At 66.8% G+C, this 15,898-nt stretch carries 17 protein-coding genes; 4 read left to right on the forward strand and 13 right to left on the reverse strand.

Features of this window, described 5'->3' with window-relative positions:
• The 9 genes from DES41_RS14770 to DES41_RS14810 all read right to left on the reverse strand — a co-directional run.
• On the reverse strand, positions 1 to 95 hold a 95-nt coding region (locus tag DES41_RS14770), incomplete at its 3' end, for a GTP-binding protein (protein ID WP_043579567.1).
• 112 nt (positions 96 to 207) lie between these two features.
• Positions 208 to 2,310, reverse strand: a complete 2,103-nt coding sequence (fusA, locus tag DES41_RS14775) for an elongation factor G (RefSeq protein WP_114468442.1) — start codon at positions 2,308 to 2,310, stop codon at positions 208 to 210.
• 83 nt (positions 2,311 to 2,393) lie between these two features.
• On the reverse strand, positions 2,394 to 2,867 hold the full coding sequence (rpsG, locus tag DES41_RS14780; RefSeq protein ID WP_114468443.1) for a 30S ribosomal protein S7: 474 nt from the start codon (positions 2,865 to 2,867) through the stop codon (positions 2,394 to 2,396).
• Positions 2,868 to 3,030: 163 nt separating this feature from the next.
• A complete protein-coding gene (gene rpsL, locus DES41_RS14785; RefSeq protein ID WP_114468444.1) occupies positions 3,031 to 3,408 on the reverse strand; it encodes a 30S ribosomal protein S12 in 378 nt (125 codons plus the stop codon).
• Between the two features lie 158 nt (positions 3,409 to 3,566).
• Positions 3,567 to 4,727, reverse strand: coding sequence for a D-alanyl-D-alanine carboxypeptidase family protein (locus DES41_RS14790; RefSeq protein ID WP_114468445.1), 1,161 nt, complete (start codon positions 4,725 to 4,727; stop codon positions 3,567 to 3,569).
• Positions 4,728 to 4,786: 59 nt separating this feature from the next.
• Positions 4,787 to 5,428, reverse strand: coding sequence for an alpha/beta hydrolase (locus DES41_RS14795; RefSeq protein WP_114468446.1), 642 nt, complete (start codon positions 5,426 to 5,428; stop codon positions 4,787 to 4,789).
• 3 nt (positions 5,429 to 5,431) lie between these two features.
• Positions 5,432 to 5,770: a (2Fe-2S) ferredoxin domain-containing protein gene (locus DES41_RS14800; protein ID WP_114468447.1), complete on the reverse strand. Its 339-nt coding sequence runs from the start codon at positions 5,768 to 5,770 to the stop codon at positions 5,432 to 5,434.
• Entirely contained in the window at positions 5,767 to 6,885 is a 1,119-nt protein-coding gene (locus tag DES41_RS14805; protein WP_114468448.1) for a VanZ family protein, read from the reverse strand. Before DES41_RS14805 ends, DES41_RS14800 begins: the two co-directional genes overlap by 4 nt.
• 21 nt (positions 6,886 to 6,906) lie before the next feature.
• Entirely contained in the window at positions 6,907 to 7,335 is a 429-nt protein-coding gene (locus DES41_RS14810) for a CopD family protein (RefSeq protein WP_114468449.1), read from the reverse strand.
• A 245-nt stretch (positions 7,336 to 7,580) separates the two neighbouring features.
• Between DES41_RS14810 and hemB the strand changes: the two genes are divergently transcribed.
• Positions 7,581 to 8,597 carry a porphobilinogen synthase gene (hemB, locus tag DES41_RS14815; RefSeq protein WP_114468450.1) on the forward strand — a complete coding sequence of 339 codons (1,017 nt, stop codon included), beginning with the start codon at positions 7,581 to 7,583 and terminating at the stop codon, positions 8,595 to 8,597.
• Between the two features lie 8 nt (positions 8,598 to 8,605).
• Positions 8,606 to 9,703 (forward strand): magnesium transporter CorA family protein, encoded by a 1,098-nt coding sequence (locus tag DES41_RS14820; protein ID WP_114468451.1) that lies wholly within the window; start codon positions 8,606 to 8,608, stop codon positions 9,701 to 9,703.
• 4 nt (positions 9,704 to 9,707) lie between these two features.
• On the opposite strand, the gene DES41_RS14825 is transcribed toward DES41_RS14820, so the two are convergent.
• The 3 genes from DES41_RS14825 to DES41_RS14835 form a co-directional block, all read right to left on the reverse strand.
• Entirely contained in the window at positions 9,708 to 10,118 is a 411-nt protein-coding gene (locus DES41_RS14825) for a DUF2325 domain-containing protein (protein WP_245965716.1), read from the reverse strand.
• 94 nt (positions 10,119 to 10,212) lie between these two features.
• Positions 10,213 to 11,763, reverse strand: coding sequence for a hypothetical protein (locus tag DES41_RS14830; RefSeq protein WP_114468453.1), 1,551 nt, complete (start codon positions 11,761 to 11,763; stop codon positions 10,213 to 10,215).
• A gap of 265 nt (positions 11,764 to 12,028) precedes the next feature.
• Positions 12,029 to 13,069, reverse strand: coding sequence for a porin (locus DES41_RS14835; RefSeq protein WP_114468983.1), 1,041 nt, complete (start codon positions 13,067 to 13,069; stop codon positions 12,029 to 12,031).
• A gap of 362 nt (positions 13,070 to 13,431) precedes the next feature.
• On the opposite strand from DES41_RS14835, the gene DES41_RS14840 reads away from it, so the two are divergent.
• Both DES41_RS14840 and DES41_RS14845 read left to right on the forward strand, forming a co-directional pair.
• Entirely contained in the window at positions 13,432 to 14,109 is a 678-nt protein-coding gene (locus DES41_RS14840; protein WP_114468984.1) for a heavy metal response regulator transcription factor, read from the forward strand.
• Complete coding sequence (locus tag DES41_RS14845) at positions 14,084 to 15,259, forward strand: heavy metal sensor histidine kinase (protein WP_114468454.1); 1,176 nt, start codon at positions 14,084 to 14,086, stop codon at positions 15,257 to 15,259. Before DES41_RS14840 ends, DES41_RS14845 begins: the two co-directional genes overlap by 26 nt.
• Here the strand turns inward: DES41_RS14845 and DES41_RS14850 are convergent.
• Positions 15,228 to 15,875, reverse strand: coding sequence for a glutathione S-transferase family protein (locus DES41_RS14850; RefSeq protein ID WP_114468455.1), 648 nt, complete (start codon positions 15,873 to 15,875; stop codon positions 15,228 to 15,230). The genes DES41_RS14845 and DES41_RS14850 overlap by 32 nt on opposite strands.
• Positions 15,876 to 15,898 lie beyond the last annotated feature (23 nt).

A 15,898-nucleotide genomic window follows, 5' to 3' on the forward strand; every position in this document is an offset into this window, starting at 1 on the left:
ATCGCTGCCGTCAGCGTGGTCTTGCCGTGGTCCACGTGGCCGATGGTGCCGACGTTCACGTGCGGCTTGGTCCGCGCGAATTTCTCTTTTGCCATATATCAAATCTCCGAAAGAGCATGTCCCGTGATGAGGTTTTAGGTCTGCACGGTATTGCTGATTCGCCATGCACGGGCACATGGCGGCATACCGTCGCAGACCGACTGAAACTTACTTTGCGCGCGACGCCATGATGGCTTCGGACACATTGCGCGGGGCTTCCGCGTAGTGCTTGAATTCCATCGTGTAGGTGGCACGGCCTTGCGTGGCCGAACGCAGCGAGGTCGAGTAGCCGAACATTTCCGACAGCGGAACTTCGGCCTTGATGGCCTTGCCGCCGCCGACCATGTCGTCCATGCCTTGCACCATGCCGCGGCGCGAGGACAGGTCGCCCATCACGGTACCGGCGTAGTCTTCGGGCGTCTCGACTTCCACGGCCATCATGGGCTCGAGGATGACGGGGCCGGCCTTGCGGCAGCCTTCCTTGAAACCGAAGATGGCAGCCATCTTGAACGCCAGTTCGTTCGAGTCCACGTCATGGTACGAACCGAAGTGCAGCGTGACCTTGACGTCGACCACCGGATAGCCGGCCAGCACGCCTTGGGTGACGGCTTCGTTGATGCCCTTTTCGACCGCGGGAATGAATTCGCGCGGAACCACACCACCCTTGATCGCGTCGACGAACTCGATGCCCTTGCCGGCTTCGTTCGGCTCGATCTTCAGGACCACATGGCCGTACTGGCCCTTGCCGCCAGACTGGCGAACGAACTTGCCTTCGGCTTCGTCGACGGTCTTGCGGATGGTCTCGCGGTAGGCCACCTGCGGCTTGCCGACGTTGGCTTCGACGCCGAACTCGCGCTTCATGCGGTCGACGATGATTTCCAGGTGCAGCTCGCCCATGCCGGCGATCAGGGTCTGGCCGGATTCTTCGTCGGTCTTCACGCGGAAGGACGGATCTTCGGCAGCCAGGCGCTGCAGGGCGATGCCCATCTTTTCCTGGTCGGTCTTGGTCTTGGGTTCGACGGCCTGCGTGATCACGGGCTCGGGGAACACCATGCGCTCCAGGATGATGGGCGAGTTCACGTCGGCCAGCGTCTCACCGGTGGTCACGTCCTTGAGGCCCACGCAGGCGGCGATGTCGCCAGCGCGGATTTCTTCGACTTCCACGCGGTCGTTGGCCATCATCTGCACGATGCGGCCGATGCGTTCCTTCTTGCCCTTGACCGAGTTGAAGACCGTGTCGCCCTTGGCCAGCACGCCGGAGTAGACGCGCACGAAGGTCAACTGGCCCACGAACGGGTCGGTCATCAGCTTGAATGCCAGGGCCGAGAACTTCTCGCCATCGTCGGCCTTGCGGGTGACGGGCTGCTCGTCCTCGTCCGTGCCGGTCACGTCGGGAATGTCCACGGGCGACGGCAGGTAGTCGATCACGGCGTCCAGCATGCGCTGCACACCCTTGTTCTTGAACGCGGTGCCGCACAGCATCGGATGGATTTCCGTGGCGATCGTGCGGCTGCGCAGGCCAGCCTTGATCTCGTCTTCCGTCAGCTCACCCTCTTCGAGGTACTTGTTCATGAGCTCTTCGGAAGCTTCGGCCGCAGCTTCGACCATCTTCTCGCGCCACTCTTCGGCCAGGGCCTGCAGATCGGCGGGAATCGCGGCGTAGTCGAACTTCATGCCTTGCGACGCCTCATCCCACAGGATGGCCTTCATCTTGAGCAGGTCGACGACGCCCTTGAAGCCTTCTTCGGCACCGATCGGGATCACCACGGGCACGGGGTTGGCCTTCAGGCGCAGCTTCATCTGGTCGTAGACCTTGAAGAAGTTGGCGCCGGTACGGTCCATCTTGTTCACGAAGGCCAGACGCGGCACCTTGTACTTGTTGGCCTGGCGCCAGACGGTTTCCGACTGGGGCTGCACACCGCCCACGGCGCAATAGACCATGCAGGCGCCGTCCAGCACGCGCATGGAACGCTCGACCTCAATCGTGAAGTCCACGTGGCCGGGGGTGTCGATGATGTTGAAGCGGTGCTCAGGGTAGGACAGGTCCATGCCCTTCCAGAAGCAGGTCACGGCCGCCGAGGTGATCGTGATGCCGCGCTCTTGCTCCTGCTCCATCCAGTCCATCGTGGCCGCGCCATCGTGCACTTCGCCGATCTTGTGGTTCACGCCGGTGTAGAACAGGATGCGTTCGGTCGTGGTGGTCTTGCCGGCGTCGATGTGCGCCGAGATACCGATGTTGCGGTATCGCTCGATGGGGGTTTTGCGGGCCATGAAAGAAACTCCTTGAACGGCGTAGAGCCCGCCCGCCTCGTGGGCAGGTCGGGCTCCAGGCCTTTAGAACGACAGGGTGGGGATCAGAAACGGAAGTGGCTGAAGGCCTTGTTGGCCTCTGCCATGCGGTGCACTTCGTCACGACGCTTCATGGCACCACCACGGCCTTCGGTCGCTTCCATCAGCTCGTTGGCCAGGCGCAGCGACATGGACTTCTCGCCGCGCTTGCGGGCGGCTTCCTTGATCCAGCGCATCGACAGGGCCAGGCGGCGCACCGGGCGCACTTCGACGGGCACCTGGTAGTTGGCGCCACCGACGCGGCGGGACTTCACTTCCACCATCGGCTTGACGTTGTTGATGGCCATCGTGAAGGCTTCGACCGGGTCCTTGCCCGGGTTCTTCTTCTCGATGAAGTCGAGCGCGCCGTAAATGATGCGCTCGGCAACCGCCTTCTTGCCGCCTTCCATGATGACGTTCATGAACTTGGACAGCTCGACATTGCCGAACTTGGGATCCGGCAGGATTTCACGTTTGGGAACTTCGCGACGACGTGGCATTTTTCACCTCTTTGCTTCAGTTGGCCTTCTTGCGAAAGCCGCGGGCGCCATCTGGACACCCACTTACTCGACCCCTCCGGAACATCCGGAATTCGGGTCACTTCGCTGCTTCGCCGCGCCACGCGGAAAACAGCACCTGCTATCTCTTGAAACCGAAGGTTTCTTACTTGGACTTGGGCTTCTTCGCGCCGTACTTGGAGCGCGACTGCTTGCGGTCCTTCACACCTTGCAGGTCCAGCGAACCGCGCACGATGTGGTAACGCACACCGGGCAAGTCCTTGACACGACCGCCGCGAACCAGCACGACGCTGTGTTCCTGCAGGTTGTGGCCTTCGCCGCCGATGTAGGAAATGACTTCGAAGCCATTGGTCAGACGGACCTTGGCAACTTTACGAAGGGCCGAGTTCGGCTTCTTCGGGGTCGTGGTGTACACCCGGGTGCAGACGCCACGGCGCTGCGGGGAGTTTTGCATCGCGGGGCTCTTCGAGTTGATGGTCTCGACTTCCCGGCCCTGACGCACGAGTTGATTGATGGTTGGCACTCAAGCCTCTCCTTGTGATGGCGCTCAGACCTGCATCCCAACAACGCAGGCCCACTTAACACGCCGACAACCGTTTAGAACGGCAAACGTGAATCCCTCGGAATTTTCCGAAAAGCCCGCGAGTATAGCGTTGCGGGCGCTGCGCTGCAAGACTGCGCTTATTTGATCCAGAGCCGCACCGCATCCCAGGCGCGGCCCAGCACGCCGGCCTGCTCCACGGATTCGAGCACCTGCAGCGGCACGGCGACGAGCTCCTTGTCGTCCAGCACGACCTTCAGCGAGCCCACGGACTGGCCCTTGGTGAAGGGGGCGACCAGCGGGTCCGGCCGCGCCACGTCGGTCTTGATGCGGCTGGCACCGCCGGCCGGCACAGCAACGACCACGGCCTCGGTTCGGCCCAGCTTCAGCGTGTTCTCCTTGCCCTTCCAGACGGCGGGCGTGACCACGGCCTGGTTGGCATCGAACAGCTTGACGGCCTCGAAGGCCGTGTAGCCCCAGTTCAGCAGCTTCTGCGATTCGTTGGCGCGCGCGTTCTCGCTGGAGGCACCGAGCACGATGGACAGCAGGCGGCGGCCACCGGCCAGGTTCGGGAAGTCGCGCTTGGCCGTGGTGATCATGCAGTAGCCGGCTGCGTTGGTGTGGCCGGTCTTCAGGCCATCGACGGTGGGATCGCGGAACAGCAGCAGGTTGCGGTTGCTGTCGTTGGTCACCGGCGTGCCCTGGTAGCGGTACTTCTTGATGCTGTAGTAGTGCACGTACTCGGGGAAGTCGTGCATCAGGCGCATCGACAGGATCGACAGGTCACGCGCCGTCGTCGTGTGGCCGGCCTCGGTCAGCCCCTCGGGATTCTTGTAGGTGGTGTTCTTCAGGCCCATGGCCTTGGCCTGGTCGTTCATGAGCTGCACGAAGCGCTCGGCCGTTCCGCCCACACCCTCTGCCAGCGCCATGGTGGCATCGTTGCCGGATTGCACGATCAAGCCCTTGATCAGGTCTTCCACCGGCACCTGCATCTTGGGATCGATGAACATGCGCGACCCCGGCATCTTCCAGGCGCGCTCGCTGACCGGCAGCGTCTGCGCCAGCGTGAGTTTCTTGGACTTCAGCGCGTCGAACACCAGGTAGGCGGTCATGAGCTTGGTCAGGGATGCGGGCTCGACGGGGGCATCGGCATCCTTCTCGAGCAGCACCTGGTTGGCGGTCACGTCCACCAGCAGATAGGCCTTGGCGGCCACTTCGGGGCCTTGGGGCGCCTGGGCCGCGGCCAGGGAAACGGCAACAGCCAGCAGCGGCGCCACCAGCAACTTCAGAAAACGGTTCATGGGAATCAGCAAGGAAAAAAAGCGGCTGCGTGCGCGGTCGGGCCGGGAGCAGCGGAGCGTCAGGGGGAAGCGGCGGCCTGCAAGTGGCGGACCACCAGGCCCTTGAGCAGGGGCAATTGTCCGTGAAAGAAATGCCCGCCACCCGGCACGACGGTAACAGGCAGTGACTGCGGGCGCGCCCAATCCAGCACGGCCGACAGGGGCACGGTGTCGTCCTGCTCGCCGTGCACGACCAGGGTGCGGGCGTGCAGGTCGGGCGGGATGGTGGCGACCTCGAAGCGCGATGCCGCGGTGCCCACCAGCACCACTTGCTCGACGGCACGCCCGGGCGGCAGGGCAGCCAGCGCGTGGCTGGTGACGAAGGCACCGAACGAGAACCCCGCCAGCGCCAGTGGCCCATCGCCGGCCAGCTGCGCCAGCACGGCGCCGAAGTCATCGGCCTCGCCCCGGCCTTTGTCGTGCGTGCCAGCGCTCGCGCCAACCCCACGGAAGTTGAAGCGCACGGCAGTCCAGCCGCACTGCACAAAGGCGCGCGCCAGCGTCTGCACGACCTTGTTGTCCATGGTGCCGCCGAACAACGGGTGCGGATGGGCGATCACGGCGACACCGCGCGCAGCGGCCGCCGCATCGGGTGTGTCGCGCAGCACCTCGATGGCGCCGGCCGGACCTTGCAGCGTGAGCCGCTCCGTGGATGCGTTCATGGCTCAGCGCCCCAGGTGTGCCGGCGTCAGCAGGCGCTCGACGACCTGCCCGTTCTTCAGGTGCGATTCGACGATCTCGTCGATGTCGTCCTGGTCCACGAAGCTGTACCAGACCGCCTCGGGATAGACCACGGCCACCGGGCCAGCTGCGCAGCGGTCCAGGCAGCCCGCCTTGTTCACGCGGACCTGGCCAGGGCCCGCCAGGCCGGCGGCCTTGACCTGTGCCTTGCAGCGGTCGAAGGCCTCCTTGGCGCCGTGGTGCGCGCAGCAGTCTTCACCGTTGGTGCGCTCGTTCAGGCAGAAGAAGATGTGGCGCTCGTAATACGTGGGGGGCGTGCTCATCGCGGCATTTTAGGAAGCTGGCGCGGCGCCGTGTCCGGCCCCGAAAGCCGCAGCAGCAGGTAGATGGCGGCCACATAGGGCCAGCCCCAGCCCAGCCATTGCGCCAGGCCGTGGAAGCGGATGAAGCGGCCCTGCTCCCAGGTCTGCAACGTCTGCGCGAAGTACGCACTGGTGGGCGCCTGGTTCAGCAGGCTCAGGTGCAACACCAGCGCCAGCAGGGCCAGGGCGGCGCAGCCGCGCGGCCGCGCCCGCAGCAGCAGCACCGACACCAGCAGCGCGGCCGCCCACCCCACGCGCACCGGCAGCGTCCACCAGGCCCAGGCATGGGCCGGGCCGTAGCTCAGAGCAGCCGACAGCGCGGTGGCGCAGACGCCCACAGCGGTCAAGGCCAGCAGGAACCAGGCCCGGCGCCGCACACCGCTGATCACGCCGTAGCCGATCAGGCAGGGCACCAGCGCACCCAGCAGCACGCAGAACATCTCGGTGCCCGGCACCAGCGGCTGCAGTTCCACATCCCGCACCGGCAGCCAGTCGAGAAAGGGCGTGTCTTCCAGGAATTCCGCCAGCGCCTCTTCCAAGCGTTCGAAGACCTGGCCCAGGCCCAACGGCACGGAAGCCGGAAACAGCAGGGCCAGCGGCCACAGCGCCAGCAGCACCAGTGCGCCGCGCGCATCCGGGGTCAACCAGCCGGCGCGGAAACGGCTCCAGCGGTCGATGGTGCCGGTGCGCTGCAGCAGCCAGGCCAGCAGCGCGCCCAGCCAGGTGCCCGCTGCGTTCAGCGCGAAATCGACGTTGGAGGGCACGCGCCGCGGCAGGTAGCCCTGCGTGGTCTCCATCAGGAAGGACACAGCGGCACCGGCAAGCAGGGTCAGCATCACCGGCGAACGCGTGCGCTGCGAACGCAGCCCCGCCAGGGCCAGCAGAAAGCCCAGTGGCGCATAGCCAAGCACATTCACCTGCACATCGAACCAGGTCCACCAGCGCGGCAGCGGCGCTGCCATGAAAGCCCAGGGCGCGATGCCCTGGTCACGCCAGCCCTCGAATGGAAACAGGCTGGCATACACCACCAGCGCCAGGTAGACCAGCGCCAGCGGCCAGGCCGAAGTCTTGTGCATGGCGGCGCCCTGCCTGCGGCGTCAGAACGGCTTGACGACGACCAGCACCACGGCCGCCACCAGCATCAGCACAGGCAGTTCGTTGAACCAGCGGTACCAGACATGGCTGCGCGATGACTGGCCGTCACGCAGGCGGCGCAGCTGCGCCGCACAGGCATGGTGGTAGATCAGCACCAGCAGCACCACCGCCAGCTTGGCGTGCATCCAGCCGCTGCCCGGCCCGCGGCCGATGCCATAGTGCAGCCAGAGCACCAGCCCCAGTGCCAGCGCCGGCACGGCCAGCAGCGTGGTGAAGCGCAGCAGCTTGCGCGCCATCAGCAGCAGGCGCTCGCGCTCGGCGTCCGAGCCCGGCGGCACCATGGCCAGGTTCACGAAGATGCGCGGCAGATAGAACAGGCCAGCGAACCAGCTGGCCACGAAAACGATATGAAAGGCCTTGACCCACAGCATCGGCAAAGTGTAGGTGAGCCTCTCGGTGTGGCCCGAGACAAAAAAATACCCCGGCCAGTGCAAGCGCAGCGGGCCGGGGTGGCAAGCCTGTTGGTTGTGAAACGTCGAGGCCCCCGCTCAGGGAGGTGAAGCGGGTAGGCGGCGGACCGCCCGCGGCCAATCTAGCAAACGCCGCCAGGGCCAGCAAGAGGGCGAATCCCGGGGGGCCGCGCCAGCCGGCGCCGGGCTTGGGGCACACTTCGGCCATGAGCCGCCCCGATCTCTCTCCCCTTGCCGCCTTCCCCGCTGCCCGCCCCCGCCGACTGCGCTACGACGCGTTCACGCGCGACCTGGTGCGCGAGCACAACCTGTCCGCGCACGACCTGATCTACCCGGTGTTCGTGCAGGACGGCAGCGGCCAGCGCCATGCCGTGCCGTCAATGCCCGGCGTGGAGCGGCTGAGCCTGGACCTGCTGCTGCCCGTCGCCGAGGAATGCGTGCGCCTGCAGATTCCCGTGATGGCACTGTTCCCGGTGATCGACACCGGACTCAAGACCGCCGACGGCGCCGAAGCCGCCAATCCCGACGGGCTGATCCCGCGCGTGGTGCGCGCGCTCAAGGACCGCTTCCCCGAACTCGGCGTGATGACCGACGTGGCGCTGGACCCTTACACCAGCCACGGGCAGGACGGCCTGCTCGACGACAGAGGCTACATCCTCAACGACGCCACCACCGCCGTGCTGGTGCGCCAGGCGCTGACCCAGGCCGCGGCCGGTGTGGACATCGTGGCGCCCAGCGACATGATGGACGGCCGCATCGGCGCGATCCGCCAGGCGCTCGAAGCCGGGAACCTGGTCCACACGCGCATCATGGCCTACAGCGCCAAGTACGCGTCGGCCTTCTACGGCCCGTTCCGCGACGCCGTGGGCTCGGCCGCCAACCTGGGCAAGAGCAACAAGAAGGTCTACCAGATGGACCCCGGCAACACCGACGAAGCGCTGCGCGAAGTCGCCATGGACCTGGCCGAAGGCGCGGACATGGTCATGGTCAAGCCCGGCATGCCCTACCTGGACGTGGTGCGCCGTGTGAAGGACCAGTTCGGCGTGCCGACCTTCGCCTACCAGGTCAGCGGCGAATACGCCATGCTCAAGGCCGCCGCGCAGAACGGCTGGCTGGACCACGACGCCGTGATGCTGGAGAGCCTGCTGGCCTTCAAACGCGCTGGCGCGAACGGCGTGCTGACCTACTTCGCACTGGACGCGGCGCGCAAGCTGCGCGGCTGAAACCACCGATGCAGACCGTCGCGTTCAGCCCCGGCACGCTGCGCTTCGCCGAGGAACTGCCCGAGCACGCGCCCGAGAACGGCTTCATCTGGCTGTTCCTCGAGCGCGAGAACCTGGAGCAGGAACTGCCGACGGTGCAGCGCGCTGCCCAGCGCCTGGGTGGCTCGCAGCTGCTGGATCTGCACTGCGCCGACCTCATCAACGCGGCCCACCCCTCGCACTACGACTACACCTCGGTCTATGACCTGATCGTGTTCCGCCGGCTCGCGACGCAGGAAGAAGGCGGCAGGGACACCGAGGCGAACGGCCAGGCACGCTCCATGCCGGCCGCGTTCCGGCGCATCAGCACACGTGCGGTCGGCTTTGCGGTGTTCGACCGCCTGCTGGTCAGCGTGCACCCTGCCGGCTGCTTCACGGCCCGCTCCTTCCTGCAGCGCTATCTGTCCGATGCCGTGCACAGCGACGGCCTCACGACCACCGTGCGCTCGCGCCTGCCGACGACCCCGGCCGACCTCATGCTGCGCATGGTCAACGTGATGGTGGACAGCTACCTGGAGCTGCGCAAGGTGCTGAGCCAACAGCTGGACCATTGGCAGCAGGAGCTGCTGCGGCCCGGCTCGCGCTTTTCGAACTGGAATGCGCTGATGGCGGCCCGCAACGAGCTGCACATGCTGGAAGACCTCTGCGAGGAACAGCACGACGCCATGCAGGAATGGCTGGACACGCTGCGCGAGCAACCGGCCGGCGCGATGCCGCAGGCCGAGCGCGACGGCCTGGTCGCACGCTCGCGCGACGTGATCGAGCACATCCAGCGCGTCGTCCACCATGTGCGCCGCCTGGAGCAAAACGCGGAAACCGTGGTGCAGATCCATTTCTCGGCGCAGAGCAATCGCACCAACGACATCATGCGCATCCTGACCGCGCTGACCGCCGTGTTCCTGCCGCTGAACCTGATCGCCGGCATCTTCGGCATGAACTTCGAATTCATCCCGCTGATCCACCAGCAGGACGGCTTCTGGTGGGCAATGGGTGCCATGGGCGTCATCGCCACGTTGCTGATCGTGCTGTTCCGGCGCAAGCGCTACCTGGCCCGCAGCGCGCGCTGAGCGCTCAGCCGGCTGCGGCCTCGCGCTGCAGCCGCACGATGCGCAGCGCCTCGGGCTGCTCCACCATCACACAGGTCTTGCCGGTGCGCCGGCAGTGGTCGCGCACGCGCCAGTAGTCACCATGGCTCAGGCAGCCGGTCTGGCAGATCACGAGGTCGGCGGCCTGCAGGCTTTCGTCCAGCGTGGCCGGGTCGTGCTCATCGATGGCCGCCACATCCTGCTGGCGCGCCCAGCCCAGCGCCGTGGTGCGCACCACCAGCGCCGCGCGGGTGCGCAGCAGCTGCGCTTCCAGCTGCTCGATGCGCCGGTGCTGCGCAGCGATCACGGCGCTGCAGCGCTGTTGCGCCGCACCCAGCTGCCGCAGCGACACCAGATGCTCCGCAGCCCAACCACGCTCTTCGATCTGTGCCGCCATGGCCATCCTTTGCTTCGAGATGGCCGATCTTAATTGAGAGCAATTCTCAACAACATGACCGCCCCTTCGACGGCCAGGGAATGGCTTGCGCCGTTCAGCTGGCCAACGCCAGCTCCAGGGGCTTCTTGGCGCGGAAGGCCCACTTCGGCCCCAGGCGGAACGATTCCAGCTGGGTCGAGCTGGCTTCTGCGAAGAACAGGTCCTCGGTCAAGCCCAGGCGCTCGAATGCGCGGCGCTGGCGCACCGAGCGGCGACGCAGATCGCCTTCGAAGGCATTGCTGTCGCCGCGCGACTGCTCGAAAAAAGACGCCGCGCGTGCGAGGTTCTGGGCCGCTTGCTCGGTCAGCGCCGGCACCGCGCGCGGCGCGGACAGGCGGGCCTGGGTGATGAAGGGATTGCGCCCCACCAGCAGGCCCCAGGGCCGGCGGCCTTCGGCCGGGTCCACGCTGAGCGCCTCGAGCTTGGTCAAGCCGAAATCACGCGCCAGCGTCAGCCGCATCGCCAGCCAGGGATCGCTCTGGCGCAATTGCTCGATGGCGCTGCGCGCCGTCGCCTCGTCGCCGGCCACGGGCAGCACCAGAGAGTGCAGCAGCCGCCGGGCATGGGCGTCGTCCTGCGCCGCAGCGGCATGCAGCCAGCCAATGGCCTGCTCGCTCTCGGCCAGCGTGGTGGCGGCCCGCAGGGCCAGCGCGCCGAGCTTGCGCTGGGCCTCGGCCTGGCCCAGCGTGGCGGCCTTCTCGAGGAAGAAGCGGGCCAGCTGGGGGTTGGAGACCGACAGCCGGTGGTCCGAATGCATGGCATACAGATCCAGCCACGCATCGTCGCGGCCGCCGTCGGCCGCACGCAGCAGCAGCGCCACGCCCTTGCGCATGTTGCTGCCGGTGGCCAGCCGCGCCGGGCTCAGGCCGCTGTGCGTGATGCCGCACAGCGCGCGGCCGAGCAGGCAGGCCGCGTCGCGTTCACCGCGGGCAATCGCCATCTCCAAACTGGCCTCCACCTGTTCGGGCAACAGGCCACGCAACTCGCGCCCTTCGCGCTCGGCCAGCAGCACGGCGGCCACGACCAGGTCGGACAGGCCATGCGTGAGGCGCGGCGCCAGCAGCAGCGCGGCGTGGACGCAATCGAGCAGCAGATCCAGCGAGCCACCTTCGCGGGCCTGGCGTGCGGCCATGGTGGCGACCTGTGCCACATCCACGGCCGCGCTGCCGGACACGCCACGCAGCATGGCCGGCAAGGCGTCCGCCGCACGCGCCTGGCGCAGCGCCGCCACGGCCTGGCGCGCCTCCACATGGCCGCCGGTGGCAGCAGCCTCCAGCCACGACAGGCCGGCATCGACACGGCTGTGCTGCAGGCAAAGCCACACACCGAGCTTGAACTGGGCCAGCAGGCTGCCGGCTCCGGCGGCCTTGCGCAAGGCCTCGTCCTGCTGCAGTTGCAGCAGGTCCTGCAGCGGCAGGCTTTCGGCGATGGTGCGCGCCGTCTCGATGCGGTCGCGCACGCTGGGGTGGCTGAGGTATTCCATGCCGGTGGCGACATGGCGGGGGAAGCCATCGCCCCCCACCAGATAGCGGCGTCCGGCCTCGCTGCGCGCTGCGGCGTCGCCCTGGCGGGCCAGTGCCAGCAGCTGGATGTCTTGTCTGCGCATGTCTTCGGCTCCTGTGTTGCGAGAGCGCTACGTTTGCAGCGCCTGGGGCACTCCTTTGCAGTGCGCCCCCCGCGGTTTGGGATGCCGGGAAGAATAAAGCTGCGAACCTGACAGCAGCATTTCTCCTAGATTACATCTCTGTAATGATCAATAGTGGTAACCCGAACGTTACACACAAACAACAAAAAGCCCGCCTCTCCTGGGAGAGGCGGGCGAAAAAGTCACCTTGGAGAAGCTCGCCAATCAAATGGCGAAGCGGTGAACCTTAGAAGGCGTGGCGCAGGCCGATGTCCAGACCCTTGGAGCTGTCGCCAGCGCCGGTCACGGAACCGTTCAGAGCGAGGCTCGATGCGTCCTTGTTCTTCAGGTAGGCGAACGTGGTGTACAGAGCAGTACGCTTGGACAGGTTGTGCACGTAGCCCAGTGCGAACTTGTCAGCGCGGACTTCGCTGTCCTTCTCGCTGGCACGGGTCCAGGAAGCGCGGATCAGGCCAGCGCCGACCGGCACGGTCGTGCCGACGGTGTACAGGCGGGTCTTGGCGCTTTCGCCCAGTGCTTCACCCTTGTCTTGGCCAACCGACACCAGCAGCTTGGCAACGCCGAAGTCGTAGGAGCCACCGAAGTTGATGTTCTTCGTGTCGACCTTCGCGCCGAGACCAGCGTCGTTGAAGTCGGTTTCGCCGTAAGCAACACCCACGCTCACCGGGCCGTTTTCGTAGCCGACGCGAACGCCGTAGCCGTTGCCGAACTGGTCGCGGTTGGCAGCGGGGCTGGCATCGCGGCCATTGCGGTAGTACTGGACTTGACCGAAGAAGCCACCCAGGGTCTTGGGCGTGAAGTACGAGACAGCGTTGCTGGTGCGGGTCTGCAGACCGTAGGTGATGCCCAGGTCTTGCGTTTCCAGGATGTTGCCAACGCCGTTGTCGCCGAAGGCGTCATACAGGTTGTTGTAAGGTGCCGTGAAGTCGCGGCCCAGGCGGATTTCGCCCCAGCTGTCGCCCATCAGGCTGACGGTCGAACGGCGCGTGAATGCCAGCGCGTTGCTGTTCTGGCCGTTGCCGTTGTTCAGCGTGTAACCAGCTTCGAGCCAGAAGCCAGCCTTCAGGCCGCCACCCAGGTCTTCCACACCGCGGAAGCCGATGCGGCTGGTCGACAGGCCACCACTGCCCAGGCCAACGTTGTTGTCAACGCTGCCGCGGCCGACTTGGACCGTCGCGTCGGCGATGCCGAACAGCGTGACAGACGATTGGGCGTAGGAAGCGGAAGCGGCTGCTGCCAACACGGCCAGCGTTGCGATCTTTTTCATGGTCATCCTTGAGTGAGGTTTAGCGTGATCGGGTCATGTCCCGCGACTCTTCGCAGAGAACATGACCGTGAGCGTAGGGACCGGCAGTGCGCGCCGACAGGCCCGGTGTCGCAAAACCGGGGGGGTCGTTCGCAAGACCCCCACACTTTTGGCCCAAGCTGTTCCTCAGCCACCACACAACGCCATGGCACCGCTGCCGGCGCGCCACGGTCACCAAAACCCCCTTGTCTATTTCCAGTTCGGCAACAGTGCGTTGCCGTCACCCGTCTTGATGGCGTCAGAACCGACGCCTACAGTCCTGTCATCTCCCGGTAAGGTTGGGCGCGACGTTGCAGTTGCCTCGGCCGAGGACTGTATTGACCATGCGCCTGCTTTCGATCGAAGACGAACCCACCACGGCCGCCTACCTGCACAAGGGGCTGACCGAACACGGCCATGTGGTCGATACCGCCCAGGACGGCATCGAAGGCCTGCACCTGGCCACCTCGGGCCGCTACGACCTGATCCTGCTGGATGTCAGCCTGCCCGGCGCCAATGGCTGGCAGGTGCTGGAAAGCCTGCGCGCGCGCCAGCACACACCTGTGTTCATGCTCAGTGGCCACGACCAGGTCGAAGACCGCGTGCGCGGTCTGCAGCTGGGCGCCGACGATTACCTCGTCAAGCCCTTCGCCTTCGCCGAACTGCTGGCCCGCATCCAGGTGGTGGCGCGCCGGGCCGCGCAGCCGGCCACCCCCTCGGTGGTGCAGGTGGCCGACCTGGAAGTGGACAGCGCGCGCCGCCTCGTGCGCCGTGCGGGCAAGCACCTCGCCCTGACCACCAAGGAGTTTGCGCTGCTGGACTACCTGGCGCGCCACCTGGGCCAGGTGGTTTCGCGCACGCTGATCGCCGAGAACTGCTGGGACATGCATTTCGACAGCGACACCAATGTGATCGACGTGGCCGTGCGGCGCCTGCGCGCCAAGGTCGACGACCCGTTCGTGGAAAAGCTCATCCACACCATCCGGGGCGTCGGCTATGTCCTCGATTCCCGTCCTGCCTGAAGTCCCCCCGCCGCAGCCCCCGGGGCACGGGCTGCCGCTGCGCAATTCGATGGCGGTGCAGATCGCGCTGGCGATCTCGCTCGCCACCGTGCTGCTGATGCTGGTGGGCTGCTGGATGGTCGGGCGCCTGCTGGAGCACGAGTTCACCGCCCTGCCCATGGCCATCCCCGAGCAGCAGCGCGATGCCTTCATCGAGCGCGCCTGGCGCGTGATGTTCTGGACGCTGGCAGCCGGCGCCCTGGCCACCAGCCTGCTGGCCTGGTGCATCACGCGGCGCATCCTGACCTCGGTGCGGCAACTGGGCGACACAGCCAACCGCATCGGCGCCCAGGCGCTGGGAGAACGCCTGCCCGCCGATGCCGTACCGGCCGAGCTGGCGCCAGTGGCCCAGGCCTTCAACGGCATGCTGGACCGGCTGCAGGACGCGTTCTCGCGCCTGTCGGGCTTCTCGTCCGACCTCGCGCACGACCTGCGCGCCCCCATCCACCGCCTGCTGACGGCCACGCAGGTCACCTTGTCGCAACCGCGCAGCGCCGACGAATACCGTGCCGTGCTGGAGGACGCGGTGACCGACTACGAACGCATCGGCCGCCTGATCGAGAACATCCTGTTCCTCGCCCGCGCCGACCATGCCCAGACGCTGCTCAAGGCGGACTGGCAGAGCATGCGCGAGCGCCTGACCGGCATGGTGGAGTTCTTCGAACTGCTGGCCGAAGACCGTGGGCTCGCGCTCGCGCTGGACGTGCAGCCCGGGCTGCGCGCCTGGGCCGACGAAGTGCTGTTCGCCCGCGCGGTGGGCAACCTGCTGACCAATGCGCTGCGCCATGCGCGGCCGGGCAGCACGGTGGTGGTGTCAGCCCATGCCATGGCACCCGGTTTCGCCCGCATCACCGTGGCCAACGAAGGCGACCCCATCGACCCGGCGCACCAGGCCGACATCTTCCAGCGGCGCTACCGCATCGAGAGCCCGGCCGCGGAGACGGGCTCAGGCCTGGGGCTGGCCATCGTCAAGAGCGTGATGGACCTGCACCATGGCCGCGTCGGCGTGCGCAGCGCGCCAGGCCTGCCGACCGCGTTCACGCTGGACTTCCCGCCGCCGGCACGGCGGCGTGTGGACTTCAGACCGGCGGCGCGCCGATCTGCTCGGTGACATAGGCGCGCTGCACGGCGGGCCGCGCCAGCACGCGCTGCAGGTAGGGGCCCAGCTGCGGCAGTTCGCGCGCCGGCCGGCCGAAATGCCGGGTCCAGCGCGCCAGCATCAGCGTGTACGGGTCGAGCGCCGTGAAGCGCTCGCCCAGCAGCCAGGGGCCGCCATGGCGTGCCAGTTCCTGGTCCAGCAGTTCGAGCAGCTGGCCGGCACGCGCCTCGGCGCGCGCCTTCACCGTGGTGGCGCCGTGCACATGGTCTGGCGACGCCCAGCGTTCGGGGTAGAAATACAGGCCCAGCGTGGCATGCAGCGTGTTGCTCAGCCACAGCATCCACTTGTAGTAGTGCGCCCGCTCGGCCGAGCCCAGCGGCGGCGCCAGGCCCGCGGCCGGGTGCGTGTCGGCCAGGTGCAGCAGGATGGCCGCCGTCTCGTACAGCACGGTGTCGCCGTCCACCAGCACCGGGATCAGGCCGTTGGGATTGAGCCGCAGGTAGGCCTCGGACTTGTGCGCCTGGTTGGCGCGGTCCACCAGCAGCAGCTCGAACGGCACGCCCAGCTCTTGCAGCAGCATGTGCGGCGCCATGCTGGCGTCGGTCGGGTGGTAGTGCAGCTGCAGCATGGCGAGCGCTCTGGTGCAGTGGC

The sequence above is a fragment of the Pseudorhodoferax soli genome, from assembly GCF_003337555.1.
GTDB lineage: Bacteria > Pseudomonadota > Gammaproteobacteria > Burkholderiales > Burkholderiaceae_C > Pseudorhodoferax > Pseudorhodoferax soli.

Bases quoted from the DNA above. Each gene is read 5' to 3' on its own strand.
- fusA (WP_114468442.1), bottom strand. From the start codon at position 2,310: ATGGCCCGCAAAACCCCCATCGAGCGATACCGCAACATCGGTATCTCG.
- rpsG (WP_114468443.1), bottom strand. From the start codon at position 2,867: ATGCCACGTCGTCGCGAAGTTCCCAAACGTGAAATCCTGCCGGATCCC.
- DES41_RS14790 (WP_114468445.1), bottom strand. From the start codon at position 4,727: ATGAACCGTTTTCTGAAGTTGCTGGTGGCGCCGCTGCTGGCTGTTGCC.
- DES41_RS14795 (WP_114468446.1), bottom strand. From the start codon at position 5,428: ATGAACGCATCCACGGAGCGGCTCACGCTGCAAGGTCCGGCCGGCGCC.
- DES41_RS14800 (WP_114468447.1), bottom strand. From the start codon at position 5,770: ATGAGCACGCCCCCCACGTATTACGAGCGCCACATCTTCTTCTGCCTG.
- DES41_RS14805 (WP_114468448.1), bottom strand. From the start codon at position 6,885: ATGCACAAGACTTCGGCCTGGCCGCTGGCGCTGGTCTACCTGGCGCTG.
- DES41_RS14810 (WP_114468449.1), bottom strand. From the start codon at position 7,335: ATGCTGTGGGTCAAGGCCTTTCATATCGTTTTCGTGGCCAGCTGGTTC.
- hemB (WP_114468450.1), top strand. From the start codon at position 7,581: ATGAGCCGCCCCGATCTCTCTCCCCTTGCCGCCTTCCCCGCTGCCCGC.
- DES41_RS14820 (WP_114468451.1), top strand. From the start codon at position 8,606: ATGCAGACCGTCGCGTTCAGCCCCGGCACGCTGCGCTTCGCCGAGGAA.
- DES41_RS14825 (WP_245965716.1), bottom strand. From the start codon at position 10,118: ATGGCGGCACAGATCGAAGAGCGTGGTTGGGCTGCGGAGCATCTGGTG.
- DES41_RS14830 (WP_114468453.1), bottom strand. From the start codon at position 11,763: ATGCGCAGACAAGACATCCAGCTGCTGGCACTGGCCCGCCAGGGCGAC.
- DES41_RS14835 (WP_114468983.1), bottom strand. From the start codon at position 13,069: ATGAAAAAGATCGCAACGCTGGCCGTGTTGGCAGCAGCCGCTTCCGCT.
- DES41_RS14840 (WP_114468984.1), top strand. From the start codon at position 13,432: ATGCGCCTGCTTTCGATCGAAGACGAACCCACCACGGCCGCCTACCTG.
- DES41_RS14845 (WP_114468454.1), top strand. From the start codon at position 14,084: ATGTCCTCGATTCCCGTCCTGCCTGAAGTCCCCCCGCCGCAGCCCCCG.
- DES41_RS14850 (WP_114468455.1), bottom strand. From the start codon at position 15,875: ATGCTGCAGCTGCACTACCACCCGACCGACGCCAGCATGGCGCCGCAC.